We start from the raw sequence: 18,377 nt of genomic DNA on the forward strand, positions 1-18,377 counted from the left end.
CCCTTTGTGAACCGATGCACAAAGTCGGCGGGGTACGGTTGCCGTATGCATCGCATCACCTTGCTCGGCAAGCCCGGCTGTCACTTGTGTGACGACGCGCGCGAGGTCATCGCCCGGGTCGCGGGCGAGCTCGGCGTGCCGTGGGAGGAGATCAGCATCGACTCGTCCGAGGAGTTGCGGGAGAAGTACTGGGAGATGATCCCGGTCACGCTGATCGACGGCGTGCAGCACGACTTCTGGCGGGTGGACGAGGCCAGGCTGAGGGCCGCGCTCAGTACGTGACCATGGGGAGCGGCACGACCTTGGCGGCGTTCACGTCGAGCTCGATGACGTTCGTGGCCAGCACCATCGCCTGCCGCTCGTTGACGAACCGCTCCACGTGCGGCTGCCGCTGGTGGTCGCGGTAGGCGACCTCGTCGCGGTAGAGCTCGTAGACGATGCGCTGCAGCGGGGCCGACTTCACGGCGTGGCAGGCGTACACGAGCGTGTCGGGCTCGCCGCGGCGCACGGCCTCGACGGTGGCCTCGGCCAGCCGGTCGAACGCCTCCCCCGCGCCGTCCACGATCGTGAAGACGGTGAGCAGGCCGTAGATGTGCGGTGACGGCCTGCCCGGGCCTGGCTGCTGCTGGGCGGGCGAGAACAGGTCGGCGCCCGGGTAGACCACTCCGGTCGCCGGGGCGGGGGGAGCCGTCGGCGGGCTCATGGGTGGCGCGCCGTTCATGATGTAGCCGGTCGAGGGGCCGTCGTCGAGCGGCGCGGACATGCGGGCCGCGTAGTCGACCTCCCGCTGCCGGTAGCCCTCGTCGCCCGCCCGGTACTCGGCCACCAGGTCGCCCAGCCCCGACGAGCGGCGCGGCGGCCCGGGCTGCGGGTCCGCGGCCGGCACCGGCTCCGGCATGCCCCGGTGGCCGCCCTGCTGCGGCACCTCGTCGCGGAACATCGGGCGGTCGCCGGGAGTCATCCGGTGCTCCTCCAGCACCATGGGACGCTCCTCGCGGCGCTGAGAGCGCTCCTCACGGCGCGGGGCGCGCTCCTCGCGGTCGTCGTCGAAATCGTCCTCGTCGTCGTCCTCGTACGGCGCCAGCGGCCGCAGCACGGTGTACCAGACCGCGGCAGCGGCCACGGCCAGCAGCGCCGTGGTGAACAGCCCCGGCACGGGGAACCGCATGGCGCCCACGAGCGCCAGCCCCGACGGGACGATGACCACGGTCGCGTGCAGGTTGTCGGTGTCGTACTCGTCGCCGTTGCGCCACTTGAGCCCGGCCACCACCAGCATCGCCAGCATGACGAGCACGGCGACCGCGTGCGCGCCGATCAGCAGGTAGGCGGGCGGGACGTTCCAGTGCGTCGAGGCGGTGGGCAGGGACGCGCCCATCTCCTCGGTCTTCAGCGGGTCCCAGACCATGATCACGGTGGAGACGAAGGTCAGCGCGATGCCGAACAGCCACGCCAGGAACCTCGGCGGCGCCTTCTCCGACAGCAGCTGCACCAGGCCGATGGCCAGCCACAGGGGCGCGATGAGCGATCCCGTGACCTGGTAGATCCGGAACGTGACGCCGCCGAAGCCGGCGAGATAGCCGAAGCCGATCACGCCCAGTGACAGGCACAGGCCCACGACTGCAACGGTCCAGGCGATCAACCACCCCTCGGGCTCGTCGCGCAGTCGTTGGATCAGGGCACCGGCCGCGACGGCGGCCAGGAGCGCACCGGCAAAAGCGATGACAGCAACGAGGATCTCCATGGTGACTCCAATGCTGCCGGACGATGCCTCCCAGCCGGTAGCCGAAGAGGGAACGGGTCGGTCCACCACGGTATCCGCCGATTACGCCTAGTCATGCATGACTTCCGTGGATTGTGGATTTTCCGGTTGATTTCTAGAGTGTTCGAGCACGCCGCACCCCTTACCCCTAGGGATACCGGATGCCTGACTCGTCGCCGTTCGCCGGGCTGCTGGCGCCAGCGGTCGCTGGACCTGCCCGGACGGGCGAGTTCGCCGTGCGCGAAGACGTCCCTGAAGACACTTCGGGCGACCTCCGTACGCTGGTGATGCATGCCAAGAACGGCTGCACGCAGTCCTTTGGCACGCTCTACGACCGTTACGTGGACCTGGTCTACCGCTACATCTACTTCCGGGTGGGCTCCCACCCGCTGGCGGAGGACCTCACCAGCGAGACCTTCCTGCGGGCGCTGCGCAGGATCGGCGACTTCACCTGGCAGGGCCGCGACTTCGGGGCCTGGCTCGTGACCATCGCGAGAAACCTGGTGACCGACCACTTCAAGTCAGGGCGCTACCGGTTGGAGATCCCGACTGGAGAGGTCATCGACGTTCCGCTCGACGGCTCGCACATCCCCGAGAACGCCGTGGTCACGGCCATCATCAACGACCGGGTGCTGCGTGCCGTACGAGACCTCAATCCCGAACAACAGGAATGCGTCGTCCTGCGCTTCCTGCACGGCCTCTCGCTCGCGGAAACCGCGCTGATCATGGGGAAGAAGAGTGGAGCGATCAAAGCGCTGCAGTTCCGTGCCGTACGGGCGCTGGCCAGGGCGCTCAAGCACGACCTGGCGTAACCTCCACCCTCCGCTCCTCGTTAGGCAGGTGTCATGGCCGCGTCGGTCAGGGAGCCGTCATGAGTAGCGGGCGCAGGCGGCGCGAACGCGTGCTGGAGCAGCTCACCGAGCTGCGGGAGCTGCCTCTCGGCGGCGCTCCGGGGGTCGCGTTCAAGGAGCGGCTGCGCGCCGAGCTGATGTCCGGCGCCCCGGAGCCCGAGCCGGAGCCGGCCGCGTCACCGGGTCGCCGGCGCCGGCCGCGGCGCAGGCCGCTGCTGTCGCAGCTCGCCGCAGTAGGGCTGTCGGGGGCGCTCATGGTGTCCTCGTTCGCGACCTACCAGGCCGTGCCGGGCGACTCGCTGTACCCGCTCAAGCGCGCCGCCGAGACCACGCTGGTGCACCTCAGCTCCGACGACGCCGAACGCGGCGAGCGCGAGCTGGACTCGGCCAAGACCCGTGCCAGGGAGGTCGCCAGCCTGCTCGGCTCCTCCGCCGACGGCCCGCTGGTCAAGAAGACGCTCAAGGACATGGAGGAGTCCACGCGGGCGGGCATCAGCAGGCTCGAACGGGCCGAGCCCCGCTCACCGAAGATCAAGAAATTCGCGCGGGAGCAGGAGGAGGCCGTCAAGCCCATGCTCCAGGAGCTCGACGAGGACCAGCTCGCCCAGGCCGAGGGCTACCTCGACTACATCGAGGGTCTGGTCGCCCCTGAGTAGGTAAGTAAGCTGAAGCCCATGTGGCGGCTTATGCGACGACAACAGCAACCGCAGCCCGAGGTCGCCGGCGAGGTCGCGGCACAGGCGGCGGTCACCGTCGCGCCCGCCGAGCCGGACCTGGAGTCCGCGGCCTTCTTCGACGTGGACAACACGATGATGCGCGGCGCGTCGATCTACCACTTCGCCAGGGGGCTGGCCACCCGCGGCCTGTTCACCACGTCCGACCTGTTCAAGTTCGCGGTGGGGCAGGCGGTGTTCCGGCTGCGCGGCAACGAGAACCCCGAGCACATCGCGGTGGCCAGGGAGACGGCGCTGGCGTTCGTCGCCGGGGCCAAGGTCGACGACGTCGTACGCCTCGGCGAGGAGATCTACGACGAGGTCATGGCCGACCGCATCTGGGGCGGCACCCGCGCGCTCGCCCAGCACCACCTCGACGCCGGCCAGCGGGTCTGGCTGGTCACCGCCACCCCCATCGAGCTGGCCAGGGTGATCGCGCAGCGGCTCGGCCTGACCGGCGCGCTCGGCACGGTCGCCGAGACCAGCAACGGCGTCTACACCGGGCGGCTGGTCGGCGACCTGCTCCACGGGCCCGCCAAGGCCGAGGCGGTGCGCGCGCTGGCCCGCAGGGAGGGCCTCGACCTGACCCGCTGCGCCGCCTACAGCGACTCGGCCAACGACCTGCCGATGTTGTCGCTGGTCGGCAAGGCGGTGGCGATCAACCCCGACAGCGAGCTGCGCGAGCACGCCAGGAAGCACGACTGGGAGATCAAGGACTTCCGCACCGGGCGCAAGGCGACGCTGACGGCCCTGCCGATCGCGGCCGGCGTGGGCGCCGTGGCCGGGGGCGTGGCGGCGGGAATCGCCCTGCGCCGCCACTACCGCCGCTGACGGCCCCTGACCGCCGCCGACCGCCACTACCGCCGCTGACCCGCCCTTACTCCAGCGAGCCGAACAGCTCGCCGGCCTCCGGCTGCTTCCACTGGATGCGGTTGGGGTCACCCTGGTAAGGCTCCCAGGGCACCGACACGACGGTCACCTTGACCTCCTGGAGCTGCCGGCCCAGCTCGAACATCGCCTCCAGGCTCAGGTCCGTCCGCACGCCCCGGCGTACCTCGCCGAGGAGGTCCTTGAGCTTGCCCGGGTCGGCGACCACCTGCCGCTGCACCTTCCTCAGCATCGCCAGCACCAGCGTCTGCTGCCGCTTGATCCGCGAGATGTCGGAGCCGTCGCCGTAGCGGCGCAGGCGTGCGTAGCCCAGGGCCTGCTCGCCGTTGAGCACGCTCTCGCCCGCGGGCAGCTTCAGCTTCGCGGCCGGGTCGTCCACAGGCTGTGGAAGCTTGACCGTCACGCCGCCGATGGCGTCCACCATGTTCTTGAACCCGGTGAAGTCCACGTCGACCGTGTGGTGCAGCCGCAGCCCGGTCAGGCTCTCCAGCGTCGTCCTGAGGCAGGCCGCGCCGCCCCTGGCGTAGGCCGAGTTGATCAGGTCGACCCTGGCGGGCTCCTGGCCGCAGCGCGGGATCCGTACCATCGAGTCGCGCGAGATGCTGACCGCGGTGGCCCTGCCCCGGTCCGCGGGGACGTGCACGATCATGATGGTGTCGGACCGCTGGCCCACGTCCCGCCTGGCCGACTCGGGGCCGTACTTCTCGTTGCCCGCGCCCTCGCGCGTGTCCGAGCCGATCACCAGCACGTTCCTGGTGCCGCTCATGTCCACCGTGTCCGTCCCGGGCAGCGGTCCCACCGCGTTGTGCCGGAAGGCGACGAACGTCAGGGGCGCCGCGACGGCGGCGGCGGCCGTGGCGACGGCGACGAGCCCGGCCGTCCACCATCCCGACCACCTGCGCCGGGGCCGGGCGCGCAGGAACCGCTCGCGCTGGCGGGCGAGCGTGGGAGGTGGCTGGTGTTCCAGCTCGGCCCCGAGGTCCCGGAGCAGCTTCAGGTCGTCCATCGTCACTCCTCCTCCATCGGGTTGGCGTCGCCGAGCGCGGCACGTACCTTCCGCCTGCCCCTGTTGAGGCGGGAGCGCACGGTTCCCACGGGGATGCCGAGCGCCCGCGCGGCCTCCTCGTACGTCAGATCGCCCCAGGCGATCAGCAGCAGCACGTCGCGGTCCTTGGCGGGCAGCGCGGCCAGGGCGCCGGCCAGCTCGGCCCGCACGGCCTGGGCGGTCACCCCGGCCGCCACCCGGTCGGCCGGGGACTCCACCTCGGGGTCCACAGGGGCACGCAGCAGGGCCCGGTAGCGGGCCGCCTCGCTGCGGTGATGGCGGGAGACGAGCTTGGTGAGAATGCCGAAGAGCCACGGCCTGGCGTCCGGGTACGCCAGGTCGTAGCTCTTCCTGCGGGAGAACGCGACCAGGAACGTCTCACCGACGAGGTCCTCGGCGGGCTCGGGGCCGAGGCGCCTGGAGACGTACCGGTAGAGCATGGCGGAGTAGCGGTCGAAGAGCTCGGCGAAGGCCTCGGGGTCCGTCCACGAGGCCCGTACGAGGTCCGCGTCCGCACCCCTGACGGCGGGTTGCGTGATCATCTCCGCCCTTCTGTGGGGGATCGGTCACGGATGTCTTGCCACAACCCGCCGATCGGGTTCAGATCTCCTTCAGCTGGCCCCCGTCGATCACGAACTCCGCGCCCGTGGTGCTGCCCGATCGGGGCGAGGCGAGCAGGGCGACCGCGTCGGCGATCTCCTGCGGGTGCACCAGCCTGCCGGTGGCCAGCCCCATCATCGTAGGAGCCACCTCGCTGATCACGCTGTCCCTGTCGGCGCCGACCATGCCCCCGAAGACCTCGGCCGCGCCGCCCTCCTTCGTCCACCAGTCCGTCAGCACCGCCCCGGGCGTGACCGTGTTGACCCTGATGCCCTGCGGGGCGTACTCGGCGGACAGGGACTTGCTCAGCGCCCGCACGGCCGACTTGGCGGCGCTGTAGTCCACGTTCACGGCACCCGCCTGCCTGCCCATCGTGGAGGAGACGTTGACGATCGACCCGCCACCCCGCTCCAGCAGGTACGGCACAGCGACGCGAATCATGCGCACGGCCGAGAACAGGTTGAACTCGAACATCGCCGCCCAGTCCGCGTCGTCAGGCGCCATGAACCCGGCCCGCGGCAGCGTCGCCCCGGGCGGCGGCCCGCCGGCGTTGTTGACCAGGATGTCCACCCCGCCGAACTCCTCCACCGCCCGCGCGACGACCCGCGCCGGCGCGGCGGGGTCCATGAGGTCCACCGCGACGTGCGTCACCTTGGCGTCGGCCAGGGCCTCGGCGGGCGTGCGGGAGGCGGCGACCACGTGGGCGCCCTCCTCGGCCAGGGTGCGGGCGACGGCCAGGCCGATGCCCTTGGACGCGCCGGTGACGACGGCGACGCGGCCGGAAAGCTGCAGATCCATGGGGTTTCCCTTCGGTGTTCCGTGAAATCCGTGCCAAGAACACCGGCGGGACCGGGGCGGTTGCACCCGAGGGTCACAGAAATGGCGGGAAGGCGTGCCCCCTGCGCAGCCGCAGCTCGTTGAGCAGCTGCTGGATGACCTCGCGTACGTGGTCGGTGAGGTTGAAGACGAGCATGGGGTCGTCGGCGGCGGACGGCTCGTACTCGTCGGTGCGGATAGGCTCGCCGAACTCGATCATCCACTTGGACGGCAGCGGCACCAGCCCGAGCGGCCCCAGCAGCGGGAAGAACGGGGTGATCGGCAGGTAGGGCAGCCCCAGCATCCTGGCCAGGGTCTTCAGATCGCCGATCTTGGGATAGATCTCCTCGGCCCCCACGATCGCGGTGGGCACGATGGGCACCCCGGCGCGGATGGCCGAGGCCACGAAGCCGCCGCGGCCGAAGCGCTGCAGCTTGTAGCGCTCGGCGAACGGCTTGCCGACGCCCTTGAAGCCCTCGGGGAACACCCCGACCAGCTCGCCCTTGCGCAGCAACCGGTCGGCGTCCTCGCGGCAGGCCAGCGTGTGGCCGGTCTTGCGGGCCAGGTGGCTGAGCACCGGGAGCTGGTAGACCAGGTCGGCGCCGAGCAGCCGCAGCGGCCTGCCGGCCTCGTCGTGCAGCGCCACCTGCAGCATCAGCGCGTCCAGCGGCAGCGTGCCGGAGTGGTTGGCGACGACCAGCGCGCCGCTGTCGTCGGGGATGTTCTTCAGCTCCAGCGTCTCCACCCTGAACCAGTGGGTGTAGAGCGGCCTGATGAGCTCGAGCACCACCTTGTCGGTCAGCTCGGCGTCGTAGCCGAACTCGTCGACCTCGTAGTCGCCGGTGACCCGCCTGCGCAGGAAGGCCAGCAGCTTGGCCAGCCGTTCGGCCAGCTCGTCGGCGGAGGGCCGTTCGAAGGACTGCTGTTCGAAGGACGGGGCCTCGCTGATGGGGATCACGCGCGCCTCGTCCCCGTGGGGGACGCTCACCCGCACACCTCCGGGTCGTGCTCGGGGACGCTCACGCGCGCACACCTCCGAGCGGCCGCAGGCCGCGAGAGCGCAGGAAGTCGTCGAAGGCCGCGCCGGTGGTGAACTTGGGCTTCCAGCCCAGCTCGGCCTCCAGCCGGGCGATGTCGACCGCGCGGCCGTGGCACATCAGGCGGACCTGCTCGGGCGAGTACTCGACCAGCCCGACTCTGCGCACGGCGCCGCCCAGCGCCTTGAACGCGGGCGAGAACAGCGGCAGCTTCGGCCGCCCCGCCCGCCTGGCGCACTGGGACAGGAGCAGCACGCCCGCCCCGGCCACGTTGAACGTGCCGGGGTGATCCTCGGTCGCCATCCGGCGCAGCACCTCGACCGCGTCGTCCTCGTGGACGAACTGCAGCCGCGGGTCGAAGCCGAACACGGTCGGCAGCACCGGCTGGGTGAAGTAACGAGTCAGCGGCGAGTCAACGCCGGGACCCATGAAGTTGGCGAAGCGCAGCAGCGAGACGACCACGTCGGGGCGGCGCCGGGCGAAACCCCGCACGTAACCCTCGACCTCGGCCGCGTCTTTGGCGTATCCGTGGATGGGGCCGTCGTGCGGCTCCAGATCCTCGGTGAACACCGCCGGATCCCGGGGCGACGAGCCGTAGACGGCGGTGGTGGAGCGCACCACCACACGTCGCACGGTCGCCGACCGCTGGCAGGCACCGAGCAACTGCATGGTGCCGATGACGTTGTGCTCCTTCATGGCCGCCCTGCCGCCGCTTCGCGACGGAGCGCTGACCAGGCTCATGTGCACAACGGTGTCGATGTCCGCGGCCGCGATCACCTGAGCGATGTCGGGGCTGCGCAGATCGACCCGGACGAACTCCGTCCGGCCGAGAGAGATGCCGCCGTCTCGCGTCAGCGAGGGGGGCGGCACGGTGTCCACTCCTATGACACGGCTGATGTCCGGGGCCGCCGCCAGAGCACTCGCCACCCGGGCGCCGATGTGGCGCGAGACCCCGGTGACAAGCACGGTGTGGGTCATCAGCGCCTCGCAGCTGCGTCGATTACTTCTTGTTGCGCCGCTGGATGCGCGTCTTCTTGAGCAGCTTGCGGTGCTTCTTCTTAGCCATCCGCTTGCGGCGCTTCTTGATCACAGAGCCCACGGGACCCCCAGGTACTGATAGCACGTCTGAACCGGAGTGCGAGCGCACACCGGCTCACAGACTACCGGCGATCCACGGTAGATCGCCCCTCGGGGGGTGAGAGCCCGGCCGCACCAGCGGCGGCCGGGCCTCTCCCGCGAGAGCATTCACGACACGCCTCGGCGTGTCGCTACGTCAACCTGCCTCGATGTAGGCCTCCCGCAGATAGTCGTGTACCGCCTGCTCAGGCACCCTGAACGATCGGCCGACTCTGATGGCCGGCAGCTCGCCCGAGTGAACGAGCCGGTACACCGTCATCTTGGACACCCTCATGACCGTCGCCACTTCTGCGACGGTCAGGAACTTCACCTCGCTGAGAGGTCTTTCGCCTGCACCCATCGGACGCCTCTTCCGCACGTGTTTCCGGGTTATCCCCACTGGTGCCATTGCTCACGCACGTGTACTGCCGTCAGCGTAAGTCGGGACTCCGGGTGCGCAAACCCCCTAGTTTCTCAACTGCCGGAGCCACCTGTCAGCCGAACCAGCAAAATCGCTGGCCAGCAGCCTGCCCGAGCACCACTTTTGGACGTTGGAACTGTCCAAGTTGCCACACATAAGAGTCGCCGGAGCCCCATCAAAAGTTGGCAAAGGGACAGCGAGCCTCTTGGAATGCAGGCGCGAAAAGACGGTATGCGGATGACCGAATTAGACTCAAAGGGCTCGTGAGACTCCTGTGACCAACCTCTCGGTCAACGGAGCGTAGTAGCGGGGTAGCACGTTGTCATCGAGCGGAACGACCACGTCAAGCTTTCCTTCCGCCTCACCGACGAAGAGCCCGGGGTCGTTGCAGTCGGCGAACGCCACCGTCGGCACACCGGCCTCTCCGGCCGCTCCCGCCCAGCCGTGGTCGGCGATCACGAGGTCGGGGAGGTCGCCGTTCAGCTCCTCCAGCATGTGCCGCATCGGGGCCGCGTCGTGGGTGTGCACCAGCGCGCCGCGGTCGTCGAGCATGGCGATGTCCTGGAGATAACGGATCCTTCTGGGACGACCGAAACCCGACCCGGCGTACGTCCACCCCTCGCCGGGGGACAGCAGCCGCGCGCCCCTGGCGGCGCAGAAGGCGGCCAGCGGCAGGTGGACGGCCAGCAGGCCGGTGGGGTGCCCGGTGGCGAACAGGATGCGCGGCTCCGGCCGCGACAGCACGGCGGCGATGCGCTCGGCCATGGCGTCGATCGCGTCGATCGTCAGGTCGGGGTCGATGGTGTCCTGGCCCCAGCGGTGGCCGGGGTCGGAGACCACGCCCGCGGACTTGGCCATCAGGGCGAGGATGTCGCGGTAGGACCACGGCTGGTCGAACGTCAGGCCCAGCGCGTAGTACGGGTCGCCGTTGGCCAGCGAGCTGTAGTGGTCCAGGTTGTTCTCGCGGGGGGTCGCGACATCGCCGGCTATGCGGCTGTATACCAGGTGATCTCGGAGTTCGTCGCGGCTCAGCACTGGGTTCTTCCTCGTCAGGGCTACGGAGCGAGGCCGTGAGCCTCGGTCAGGGCATCGGATCGAGGCCGTGCAGGGGGAACACCGCGTTTCGGGTCGCCATGACCGCACGGTCAATGGGGTCCGCTGGATCATAACCACCGGACAAGTCACGAAATTCCGGATTTCGGCCGTCTGTCATGGTCAGCGGCGGGACCTCGCCCGTACGCTCCCGTACGAACTGCCGCCAGCCCTGACCCGTCGGCGTGGCCGGATCGACCGGATGCCCCGACAGCTCGGCGATGAGGTGCGTCCACACCCGCGGCACCACCTGCACCAGCTCGTAACCGCCCCCGCCGGTGGCGATCCACCGGCCGCCCGCCGTCTCGTGGGCCAGGCGGTGCAGCGCGGCGTACGCGGCCCGCTGGCCGTCGACGCTGAGCATGAGGTTGGCCAGCGGGTCGAGCGCGTGGCTGTCGCAGCCGTGCTGGGTCACCAGGATCTCGGGCCTGAACTCGTGCAGCAGCGGCGGCACCACCGCGTGGAAGGCCCGCAGCCACCCGGAGTCGCCCGTGCCGGCCGGGAGCGCGACGTTGACGGCCGTGCCCTCGGCCCCGGTCTCCTCGGGGAAGCCCGTGCCGGGGAACAGCGTGCGCGGGCTCTCGTGCAGGCTGATCGTCAGCACCCTCGGGTCGTCGTAGAAGACGGCCTGCACGCCGTCGCCGTGGTGCACGTCCACGTCCACGTACGCGACGCGGCTCACGCCCTGCCGCAGCAGCCACGCGATGGCCAGCGCCGGATCGTTGTAGACGCAGAACCCGCTGGCCGTGGCGGGCATCGCGTGGTGCAGCCCGCCCGCCACGTTGACCGCGTGCTCGGCCGCGCCCTCCCACACCGCGCGGGCGGCGGCCAGCGAGGCCCCGGCGATCAGCGCGGACGCCTCGTGCACGCCCGCGAACGCCGGATTGTCGCTCGTGCCGAGCCCCACGGCCAGGTCGGGCCTGCCGGAGGCGGACACCCGCTTGACGGCCTCGATGTAGGCCCGGTCGTGCACCATGGCCAGCTCGTCGTCGCTTGCGGGGCCGCAGCCGCCCATCTCGACCTTGTCGAGCACGCCCAGCTCGCGGGCGAGCGCCATGGTGAGCTCCACCCGCACGGGGGCCAGTGGATGGCTCGGGCCGAAGTTGTAGGAGGTGAGAGCGTCGTCCCAGATCACCCGTGCCGACCGGCTCATGCCAACCCCTCCGCGTGTCCCTCGCCTTGCGCCGACGTTACCGCAGGGCAGACGCCTGGTTGTAGCCCGGGTTGAGCGCTCACGGCAAGGGCGACATTTCCTGAACTAGGGTTTGATCGTGCGCATGGCGCGGGCCTTCATGAAGATCGTGCGGTTCTTCCAGCGTCCCAAGGTCTCCGACCGGACGCTCGTGATCGTGCTCGCCATCCCGTCGGTCCTGGGCGCCATCACCGTGCTGGCCCTGGGCGACGCCCGGCTCGCCCTGGGCAACGTGCACTACCTGCTGACCCTGATCCCCCTGCTCATCCGCCGCAGCCGGCCGGTCACGACCCTGGCCCTGGTGGCCGCCGTGGACGCGGTGAGCATCCTGACGGGCCTCGTCGACTCCCTCAACGTCGCCACGCCCGTCGCCCTCTACAGCATGAGCCGCTTCACCCCCGGCCGCACCACCGCCATCGCCTCGGCGGCGGCCTGGGCCTTCTACACCCTCCTGCTGGAGCTGGGCACGCCGATCCAGGCGGGCTGGGTGACGACCCTGTTCACGGTCGCCTTACCCGTGGGCCTCGGCCAGCTCGTCCGGCTCAGGGCCGAGCTCAACGAGCGCGGCAGGCGCGAGATCGCCGACGCGGCGGTGCGCGCCGAGCGGCGGCGCATCGCCAGGGAGCTGCACGACGTGGTCGCGCACCACATCACCGTGATCAACGCCCTGGTCGGCGGCGCCCGCGCCACCCTGCCACCGGAGCAGGAGGTCACCAGGGACGCCCTGGAGAGCGCCGAGCAGACCGCCCGCCAGGCGATGTCGGAGATGCGCCGCCTGCTCGACGTGCTGCGCGCCGACGGCAACGAGGGGCCGGACGCCGCCACCGGCGTGGGCGCCGACCGCCTGCCCGCGCTGATCAAGGAGGCCAGGTCCGCGGGGCTGCCGGCCCACCTGACCGTGACGGGAGAGCCCGTCGAGCTGCCCGCCGCCGTGGACCACGCCGTCTACCGCATCGTGCAGGAGGCGCTGACCAATACCCGCAAGCACGCGGCCGGCGCCAGGGCCAGCGTGCGCGTCGCCTTCGAGAGCGCGGCCGTGGAGGTCGAGGTGCTCGACGACGGGTTACCCAAGGACGAGGGCACGCCGGGCTTCGGGCTCGGCGGCATGGCCGAGCGGGTGGCGCTCTGCGGCGGCCAGCTGTCCACCGGCCCCCGGCCGGAGGGCGGATTCCGCGTGCACGCCCGCCTACCCCTGGAGAGAGCATGATCGAGGTGCTGCTGGCCGACGACCACGCACTCGTGCGTACGGGCTTCAAGCTCATGCTCGACGCCCAGCCCGACCTTCGCGTGGTCGGCGAGGCGGCGGACGGCGAGCAGGCGGTCGAGCTGAGCAGGCGGCTGCGCCCCGACGTGGTGCTCATGGACCTGCACATGCCCGGCATGGACGGGGTGCGCGCGACCGAGCTGATCACCGCGGAGCTGCCAGGCGTGCGGGTGCTCGCGCTGAGCACGTTCGACCTGGACGAGAACGTGGTGGCCGCGCTGCGGGCCGGCGCCGACGGGTTCCTGCCCAAGGACGTCTCCCCCGAGGAGCTGATCGAGGGCGTCCGCGTCGTGCACAGGGGCGAGTCGGCCGTCGCGCCGCGCCTGCTGACCAGGCTCATCGGCACGTTCGTCCGCACCGCGCCGCCGCGCACGGCGCCCGCCGAGCTGTCCGGGCTCACGGACCGCGAGCGGGAGATCCTCGTGCTGATAGCCCGCGGCCGATCGAACGCGGAGATCGCCGCCGGCCTGGCCGTCTCCCCCTCGACCGTGAAGAACCACGTGACGAGCCTGTTCGCCAAGCTCGGCGTCAGGGACCGCGCGCAGGCCGTGATCATCGCCTACGAGGCGGCGCTGGTCCACCCAGGAGAGTAGGACCACGGTCCTACCCCGCCGGCCTGCGAACGGTTCCCTGGCAGGAAGAAAACCGGCGGGCGCGACGGCACGCTTGGATCATGACCGCGATTCGAGCAACGAACCTGAGCAAGCGCTACGGGTCGACCACGGCCGTGGCGGACCTGTCGTTCGACGTCGAGCCCGGTCAGGTGACCGGCTTCCTCGGCCCCAACGGCGCCGGCAAGTCGACCACCATGCGCATGATCCTCGGCCTCGACCACCCGTCCGGCGGGTCCGTGCTCGTGGCCGGGCGCCCGTACGCGGAGCTGCGGCACCCCCTGCGCAAGGTGGGCGCGCTGCTCGACGCCAAGGCCGTGCACGGCGGGCGCAGCGCCCGCAACCACCTGCTCGCCATCGCGCAGAGCAACGGCATCCCGGCCTCCCGCGTGGAGGAGGTGCTGGAGGCCGTCGGGCTGCGCGAGGTGGCCAAGCGGCGGGTCGGCGGCTTCTCGCTGGGCATGTCGCAGCGGCTCGGCATCGCCGCGGCCCTGCTCGGCGACCCCGAGATCCTGCTGTTCGACGAGCCCGTCAACGGGCTCGACCCCGACGGCATCCTGTGGATCCGTACGTTCATGCGGGAGCTGGCGGCCGAGGGGCGGGCGGTGTTCGTCTCCAGCCATCTGATGAGCGAGATGGCGCAGACCGCCGACCACCTGATCGTCATCGGCAAGGGCCGGCTGATCGCCGACACGAGCGTGCGGGAGTTCATCGGCCGCAGCTCGCAGGGTTACGTACGGGTCCGCTCACCCCGGCTGGCCGAGGTGGCCGAGCTGGTCAAGGTCGGCGAGCTGCACCCCGACCACCTGCGGGTGACCGCGATGAGCACGCTGGAGATCGGCACGCTGACGGCCAGGGCCGGCATCCCGCTGGAGGAGCTGACGTTCGTGCAGCCCTCGCTGGAGGCCGCCTACATGGAGCTGACCAAGGACAGTCTGGAGTTCTCGGCATGATCGACATCCTCAGGTCCGAATGGACCAAGATCCGCTCGGTGCGCTCGACCGTGTGGACGCTGGCGGCCACCGTCGGGCTGATGGTGGGCCTGTCCGCGCTGCTCAGCTTCTCCGTCAAGAACGTCGCCGACGGACCGGTCCCCGGCCTCCAGGCCATCGCCGCGAGCCTCCAGGGAATCATGTTCGCCCAGGTGGCCATCGCCACGCTGGGCGTGCTGGTGATCTCCAGCGAGTACCGCACCGGCGGCATCCACACCTCGCTGATGAGCGTGCCCAGGCGGATGCGCCTGCTGACCGGCAAGCTCGTGGTGTTCGGCGCGACCTCGCTGGTCGTCTCCGCGCTCGCCTCCGCCGCGGCGCTCGGCGTGGGGGTGGCCTTCACCCAGCCGCCGGCGCTCGAGCTGGGCGAGGTCGTGCGGGCGCTGGTCGGGGCCTCGCTGTACCTGACCGCCTGCGGGCTCTTCGGCCTGGGGCTCGGGACGCTCGTCCGGCACACGCCCGGCGCGATCGTGGCGGCCATCGCGCTCATGCTGGTGCTGCCCCAGTTGGTCAACCAGCTTCCCGGGCAGTGGGGCAGGCTCGTGGCCGAGCACTTCACCACCAACGCCGGCCTGCTGCTCGTCGTCGGGGAGGGCAGCGACTCACTGTCGCCGTGGGGCGGGTTCGGCGTCTACCTGGCGTGGGTCGCCGTCGCCACGCTCGCGGGCGCGGTCCTCATGCAGCGCCGCGACGCCTGAGCCCGGAGTAAGACCGCTCACTCGGCGCGGAGGGCGATCACCGGGTCCAACCGGCCCGCCCTGCGCGCCGGCGCCACGCCGAAGAACACCCCGACCGCCGCCGACACCCCGAACGCCAGCACGATCGACCACCACGTGATCGACGCGGGCACCTCCGTGAGCGCCTCGATGGCCAGCGCGCCACCCACCCCGAGCAGGATCCCGATGAGCCCGCCGATCGTCGTCAGCAGCACCGCCTCGATCAGGAACTGCGCCAGGATGTCCCGCTGCCTGGCACCCAGCGCCTTGCGCAGCCCGATCTCCCTGGTCCGCTCGCGCACGCTGACCAGCATGATGTTCGACACGCCGACGCCGCCGACCAGCAGCGAGATGCCCGCGATGGCCGCCAGCACGCCGGTGAGCATGCCCAGCACGCTGCCGACCGTGCCGAGCAGCGCGGTCTGCGTGACCGCCGAGAACTGCTCGCCCGGATACCGGTCCCGCAGCGCCGCCGTCACCCGGTCCGACAGCGGGTCGATCTCGTCCGGCCCGGACGCGCCCACCGCCAGCCCGTTGATCCGCTCGATCCCCAGCAGCCGCTGCGCGGTCGTCACCGGGATGTGGATCTCCTGGTCGCGGGAGAGCCCGAACGTCTGCCCCACCGTGGCGTACACCCCGACCACCCGGAACCTCGCCCCCGCCACCGTCACCTGCCGCCCGATCGGGTCCAGCTCGCCGAACAGCCGGTCGGCCACCTCAGAGCCGAGCACCGCCACCCTGCGCCGGGTGTCCACGTCGGTCTCGCTCAGCGGGCGGCCCTTGCCGACGGGCCGCTCGAAGATGTTGACCAGGTTCTGGTCGGTGCCGATCACCGTGACGAACGCCTCCGTCCTGCCCACACGTACGGTCTCGCCCGACTGCAGCGACACCGTCACCTTCGACGGGTCGCCCACCACCCGCCGCACGTAGGCCACGTCGGCCAGGCCCAGCTTGCTCTGCGTGGGCGCCGCGCCGAGGCTGAGGCGGCCGGGGACGACGAGGATGATGTTCGTGCCGAGGCCGGAGATCTGCTTCTCGATCTCGTCCTTCGCGCCGGTGCCGATGGCCACGAGGATCACCACGGCCAGCACGCCGATGATCACGCCCAGCATGGTGAGCACGCTGCGCAGCCGGTTCACGCGCAGCGCCTCCATCGCCATGGCCAGCGCCTCACCACTCCTCATGCCCGCCACCCCTCACGACCCGCCGCCGCTCGGCGGGCCGTCGTCCCGCTCGATCAGGCCGTCCCGTACGTGGATCTGCCGCCTGGCGTGGGCGGCCACCCCGGCCTCGTGTGTGACCAGCACCACCGCCATGCCGCCTTCGGCGTTGAGCCGGTCGAGGATGGCCATCACCTCGGCCCCGCTGGCGGTGTCGAGGTTCCCGGTGGGCTCGTCGGCCAGCAGCACCTCGGGCTCGCCGACCAGCGCCCTGGCGATGGCCACGCGCTGCTGCTCGCCGCCGGACATCTGCGAGGGCCGGTGGTGCAGGCGGTGCCCGAGCCCGACCGACTCCAGCGCCGCGCGGGCCCTGGACCGCCGCTCGGCCCTGCCCAGCCCCCGGTAGACCAGCGGCAGCGCCACGTTGTCCAGCGCCGACGTCCTGGCCAGCAGGTGGAAGGACTGGAAGACGAACCCGATCGTCCTGTTCCGCAGCTCGGCCAGCTCCCCGTCGGACAGCCGCGCGATGTCCACCCCGCCCACTCTCAGCACGCCCGACGACGGGCGGTCGAGGCAGCCGAGCAGGTGCATGAGCGTGGACTTCCCCGACCCCGACGGGCCGACGACCGCGGCGAACTCGCCCTGGCCGATCCGCAGCGAGACCCCGCGCAACGCCTCGACGGCCACGCCGTCGAGCTGGTAGCGGCGGGTCAGCTCCACCGCCTCGATGGCCACCCCGCCGCTCATGGGAGACGCTGCCCTTCCCGTACGGAGTCCGCTCCCCTGACCACGATCCGCTCGCCCACGGACAATCCGCTCAGCACCTCCACCACCGCGTCCCCCTGGGCCCCGAGCTTGACCACGCGCCGCTGGGCCACGCCGTTCCTGATCGCCCATACCACGCTCTCGCGCCCGCTGGAGACGATGGCCGAGGCGGGCGCGGCGACGGCCGACGGCGACTCGCGCACGGTCAGCCGCGCCACCGCGCTCATGCCGGGCTTGGGCGTGGGCGCCTCGGAGCCGTCGTCGAACACGCCGGCGCCGAGCCTGAGCCGTACGGGGTAGCTGACGCCGCCGGTGGTGCCCTCCATGGGGGTGACGCCGATGCCGGTGACCGCGGCCTCGTACGTGGCGCCCGGCACCGCGTCCAGCTCGACCTCCGCCTTGACGCCCTCGCGTACGAGCAGCACGTCCGTCTCGTCCACGTCGGCGTCCAGGGTCAGCTCGGAGACGTCTGTCAAGGTGACGATCGGGTCGCCCGCCGAGACCGGCACACCGGCCGCCACCGGAGTGCCCTGAGCCGCCCCGCCGGCGGGCAGGGAGGGCAGCTGCCGGCCGCCGCCACCGCCGGGGAGCTGCCCGAGCAGGCTCTCGACGCCAGCGGGCATGCCGCCGCCGCCCGACACCCGTCCGAGCGTGACGACCCCGGAGAACGGCGCCTTGACGGTGAGCGACTTCACCGTCCGCTCGGCCACCTTGACCGCGGCCCTGGCCTGCGACTTGGAGGCCGCCTGCAGCGAGGCCATGGAGCTGGACAGGCCGCTGGTGACGCCCGTCATGAGACCGCTGATCGAGCGGTTGAGCTGGGCGGTGATCGAGGCCAGCGCCCTGGTCTGGGCCCGGTACTGGGTGCCGGCGAGGTCGATGGCGTTCAGGAGCTGCTTGCGGGTGCGCTTGTCCTCGACCTTCCGCGCCTCCGCGCGGGCCCTGGCGAAGTGCCGCGCGACCTTGCGGTCGAAGGCGGCGGTGTCGAGCGACGGCAGGCGCACGCTCGGGGCGCTGAAGCGGGCCGGGGTGGCCAGTTCGGACGCCCGGCGGGCCTGGCGGAGCTGGTCCTCGGCCTGGGGCGAGCGGATCCTGGCCACGATCTGCCCCTTGCGGACGCGGTCGCCGTCGCGGACGTGGAGCTTGTCGATCGTGCCCTGGGCGGGCGAGCGCAGTGTCGCGGAGGCCCGCGCCCCGATGGTGGCGGGCGCCTCGACGACCTCGGTGACCGGCGCCCGCCGAACGTCGGCGAGCTGGACGGTCGCCGGTTCTTCAGAGGTGCAGCCGGTCAGCGCTAACAGGACGAGCAACGGGGCGGCCCCGTACCGAATCGTCACCC

20 protein-coding genes and 1 pseudogene are annotated in these 18,377 nt (G+C 71.2%); 8 read left to right on the forward strand and 13 right to left on the reverse strand.

Annotated features, from left to right (window positions below; translation table 11 throughout):
* Positions 1 to 45 precede the first annotated feature (45 nt).
* Positions 46 to 282, forward strand: coding sequence for a glutaredoxin family protein (locus HD593_RS55585; RefSeq protein ID WP_185110878.1), 237 nt, complete (start codon positions 46 to 48; stop codon positions 280 to 282).
* Here the strand turns inward: HD593_RS55585 and HD593_RS55590 are convergent.
* On the reverse strand, positions 272 to 1,741 hold the full coding sequence (locus tag HD593_RS55590) for a putative quinol monooxygenase (RefSeq protein ID WP_185110879.1): 1,470 nt from the start codon (positions 1,739 to 1,741) through the stop codon (positions 272 to 274). The genes HD593_RS55585 and HD593_RS55590 overlap by 11 nt on opposite strands.
* 179 nt (positions 1,742 to 1,920) lie before the next feature.
* Between HD593_RS55590 and HD593_RS55595 the strand changes: the two genes are divergently transcribed.
* Genes HD593_RS55595 through HD593_RS55605 form a run of 3 tightly spaced genes read left to right on the forward strand, consistent with a single transcriptional unit; the run spans position 1,921 to position 4,154 of the window.
* Positions 1,921 to 2,571, forward strand: coding sequence for a sigma-70 family RNA polymerase sigma factor (locus tag HD593_RS55595; protein ID WP_185110880.1), 651 nt, complete (start codon positions 1,921 to 1,923; stop codon positions 2,569 to 2,571).
* Between the two features lie 59 nt (positions 2,572 to 2,630).
* Complete coding sequence (locus tag HD593_RS55600; RefSeq protein ID WP_185110881.1) at positions 2,631 to 3,266, forward strand: DUF5667 domain-containing protein; 636 nt, start codon at positions 2,631 to 2,633, stop codon at positions 3,264 to 3,266.
* An 18-nt stretch (positions 3,267 to 3,284) separates the two neighbouring features.
* Positions 3,285 to 4,154, forward strand: coding sequence for an HAD family hydrolase (locus HD593_RS55605; RefSeq protein WP_185110882.1), 870 nt, complete (start codon positions 3,285 to 3,287; stop codon positions 4,152 to 4,154).
* A gap of 46 nt (positions 4,155 to 4,200) precedes the next feature.
* On the opposite strand, the gene HD593_RS55610 is transcribed toward HD593_RS55605, so the two are convergent.
* From HD593_RS55610 to HD593_RS55650, 9 genes are all read right to left on the reverse strand, one after another.
* On the reverse strand, positions 4,201 to 5,217 hold the full coding sequence (locus HD593_RS55610) for an LCP family protein (protein WP_185110883.1): 1,017 nt from the start codon (positions 5,215 to 5,217) through the stop codon (positions 4,201 to 4,203).
* Positions 5,218 to 5,219: 2 nt separating this feature from the next.
* On the reverse strand, positions 5,220 to 5,798 hold the full coding sequence (locus tag HD593_RS55615; RefSeq protein WP_185110884.1) for an RNA polymerase sigma factor: 579 nt from the start codon (positions 5,796 to 5,798) through the stop codon (positions 5,220 to 5,222).
* Positions 5,799 to 5,856: 58 nt separating this feature from the next.
* A complete protein-coding gene (locus HD593_RS55620) occupies positions 5,857 to 6,654 on the reverse strand; it encodes an SDR family NAD(P)-dependent oxidoreductase (RefSeq protein WP_185110885.1) in 798 nt (265 codons plus the stop codon).
* Between the two features lie 73 nt (positions 6,655 to 6,727).
* Positions 6,728 to 7,660, reverse strand: a complete 933-nt coding sequence (locus HD593_RS55625; RefSeq protein WP_357795375.1) for a lysophospholipid acyltransferase family protein — start codon at positions 7,658 to 7,660, stop codon at positions 6,728 to 6,730.
* A gap of 31 nt (positions 7,661 to 7,691) precedes the next feature.
* Positions 7,692 to 8,687: an NAD-dependent epimerase/dehydratase family protein gene (locus tag HD593_RS55630; RefSeq protein WP_185110886.1), complete on the reverse strand. Its 996-nt coding sequence runs from the start codon at positions 8,685 to 8,687 to the stop codon at positions 7,692 to 7,694.
* Between the two features lie 22 nt (positions 8,688 to 8,709).
* The gene (locus tag HD593_RS55635) at positions 8,710 to 8,808 is read right to left on the reverse strand and encodes a 30S ribosomal protein bS22 (protein ID WP_018654693.1); all 99 of its coding nucleotides are present in this window, start codon (positions 8,806 to 8,808) and stop codon (positions 8,710 to 8,712) included.
* A gap of 174 nt (positions 8,809 to 8,982) precedes the next feature.
* The gene (locus HD593_RS55640; protein WP_026214222.1) at positions 8,983 to 9,186 is read right to left on the reverse strand and encodes a helix-turn-helix domain-containing protein; all 204 of its coding nucleotides are present in this window, start codon (positions 9,184 to 9,186) and stop codon (positions 8,983 to 8,985) included.
* A 312-nt stretch (positions 9,187 to 9,498) separates the two neighbouring features.
* Positions 9,499 to 10,281, reverse strand: coding sequence for a phosphatase (locus HD593_RS55645; RefSeq protein ID WP_185110887.1), 783 nt, complete (start codon positions 10,279 to 10,281; stop codon positions 9,499 to 9,501).
* A 46-nt stretch (positions 10,282 to 10,327) separates the two neighbouring features.
* Positions 10,328 to 11,491: an acetoin utilization protein AcuC gene (locus HD593_RS55650; protein ID WP_185110888.1), complete on the reverse strand. Its 1,164-nt coding sequence runs from the start codon at positions 11,489 to 11,491 to the stop codon at positions 10,328 to 10,330.
* 124 nt (positions 11,492 to 11,615) lie between these two features.
* On the opposite strand from HD593_RS55650, the gene HD593_RS55655 reads away from it, so the two are divergent.
* The 4 genes from HD593_RS55655 to HD593_RS55670 all read left to right on the forward strand — a co-directional run bounded on the left by HD593_RS55655 (position 11,616) and on the right by HD593_RS55670 (position 15,095).
* Positions 11,616 to 12,737, forward strand: coding sequence for a sensor histidine kinase (locus HD593_RS55655; RefSeq protein ID WP_246549760.1), 1,122 nt, complete (start codon positions 11,616 to 11,618; stop codon positions 12,735 to 12,737).
* Positions 12,734 to 13,387 carry a response regulator gene (locus HD593_RS55660; RefSeq protein WP_185110890.1) on the forward strand — a complete coding sequence of 218 codons (654 nt, stop codon included), beginning with the start codon at positions 12,734 to 12,736 and terminating at the stop codon, positions 13,385 to 13,387. The genes HD593_RS55655 and HD593_RS55660 overlap by 4 nt, the downstream gene beginning before the upstream one ends.
* Positions 13,388 to 13,467: 80 nt before the next feature.
* A complete protein-coding gene (locus HD593_RS55665) occupies positions 13,468 to 14,358 on the forward strand; it encodes an ABC transporter ATP-binding protein (RefSeq protein WP_185110891.1) in 891 nt (296 codons plus the stop codon).
* Positions 14,355 to 15,095 (forward strand): ABC transporter permease subunit, encoded by a 741-nt coding sequence (locus HD593_RS55670; RefSeq protein ID WP_185110892.1) that lies wholly within the window; start codon positions 14,355 to 14,357, stop codon positions 15,093 to 15,095. Before HD593_RS55665 ends, HD593_RS55670 begins: the two co-directional genes overlap by 4 nt.
* A gap of 17 nt (positions 15,096 to 15,112) precedes the next feature.
* Here the strand turns inward: HD593_RS55670 and HD593_RS55675 are convergent, their stop codons facing one another.
* From HD593_RS55675 to HD593_RS55685, 3 genes and pseudogenes are all read right to left on the reverse strand, one after another.
* The gene (locus HD593_RS55675; protein ID WP_185110893.1) at positions 15,113 to 16,297 is read right to left on the reverse strand and encodes an ABC transporter permease; all 1,185 of its coding nucleotides are present in this window, start codon (positions 16,295 to 16,297) and stop codon (positions 15,113 to 15,115) included.
* Positions 16,298 to 16,486: 189 nt separating this feature from the next.
* Positions 16,487 to 17,020 (reverse strand): annotated as a pseudogene (locus HD593_RS55680) (ABC transporter ATP-binding protein); the annotation flags it as partial.
* Complete coding sequence (locus tag HD593_RS55685) at positions 17,017 to 18,375, reverse strand: efflux RND transporter periplasmic adaptor subunit (RefSeq protein WP_185110895.1); 1,359 nt, start codon at positions 18,373 to 18,375, stop codon at positions 17,017 to 17,019. The pseudogene HD593_RS55680 and the gene HD593_RS55685, both read right to left, overlap by 4 nt.
* Positions 18,376 to 18,377: the final 2 nt, after the last annotated feature.

It is taken from the genome of Nonomuraea rubra, assembly GCF_014207985.1.
GTDB classification, from domain to species: Bacteria; Actinomycetota; Actinomycetes; order Streptosporangiales; family Streptosporangiaceae; genus Nonomuraea; species Nonomuraea rubra.

Coding starts and splice junctions, on each gene's coding strand:
- HD593_RS55585 (WP_185110878.1), top strand. CDS start 46: ATGCATCGCATCACCTTGCTCGGCAAGCCCGGCTGTCACTTGTGTGAC.
- HD593_RS55590 (WP_185110879.1), bottom strand. CDS start 1,741: ATGGAGATCCTCGTTGCTGTCATCGCTTTTGCCGGTGCGCTCCTGGCC.
- HD593_RS55595 (WP_185110880.1), top strand. CDS start 1,921: ATGCCTGACTCGTCGCCGTTCGCCGGGCTGCTGGCGCCAGCGGTCGCT.
- HD593_RS55600 (WP_185110881.1), top strand. CDS start 2,631: ATGAGTAGCGGGCGCAGGCGGCGCGAACGCGTGCTGGAGCAGCTCACC.
- HD593_RS55605 (WP_185110882.1), top strand. CDS start 3,285: ATGTGGCGGCTTATGCGACGACAACAGCAACCGCAGCCCGAGGTCGCC.
- HD593_RS55610 (WP_185110883.1), bottom strand. CDS start 5,217: ATGGACGACCTGAAGCTGCTCCGGGACCTCGGGGCCGAGCTGGAACAC.
- HD593_RS55615 (WP_185110884.1), bottom strand. CDS start 5,798: ATGATCACGCAACCCGCCGTCAGGGGTGCGGACGCGGACCTCGTACGG.
- HD593_RS55620 (WP_185110885.1), bottom strand. CDS start 6,654: ATGGATCTGCAGCTTTCCGGCCGCGTCGCCGTCGTCACCGGCGCGTCC.
- HD593_RS55630 (WP_185110886.1), bottom strand. CDS start 8,687: ATGACCCACACCGTGCTTGTCACCGGGGTCTCGCGCCACATCGGCGCC.
- HD593_RS55640 (WP_026214222.1), bottom strand. CDS start 9,186: ATGGGTGCAGGCGAAAGACCTCTCAGCGAGGTGAAGTTCCTGACCGTC.
- HD593_RS55650 (WP_185110888.1), bottom strand. CDS start 11,491: ATGAGCCGGTCGGCACGGGTGATCTGGGACGACGCTCTCACCTCCTAC.
- HD593_RS55655 (WP_246549760.1), top strand. CDS start 11,616: ATGGCGCGGGCCTTCATGAAGATCGTGCGGTTCTTCCAGCGTCCCAAG.
- HD593_RS55660 (WP_185110890.1), top strand. CDS start 12,734: ATGATCGAGGTGCTGCTGGCCGACGACCACGCACTCGTGCGTACGGGC.
- HD593_RS55665 (WP_185110891.1), top strand. CDS start 13,468: ATGACCGCGATTCGAGCAACGAACCTGAGCAAGCGCTACGGGTCGACC.
- HD593_RS55670 (WP_185110892.1), top strand. CDS start 14,355: ATGATCGACATCCTCAGGTCCGAATGGACCAAGATCCGCTCGGTGCGC.
- HD593_RS55675 (WP_185110893.1), bottom strand. CDS start 16,297: ATGAGGAGTGGTGAGGCGCTGGCCATGGCGATGGAGGCGCTGCGCGTG.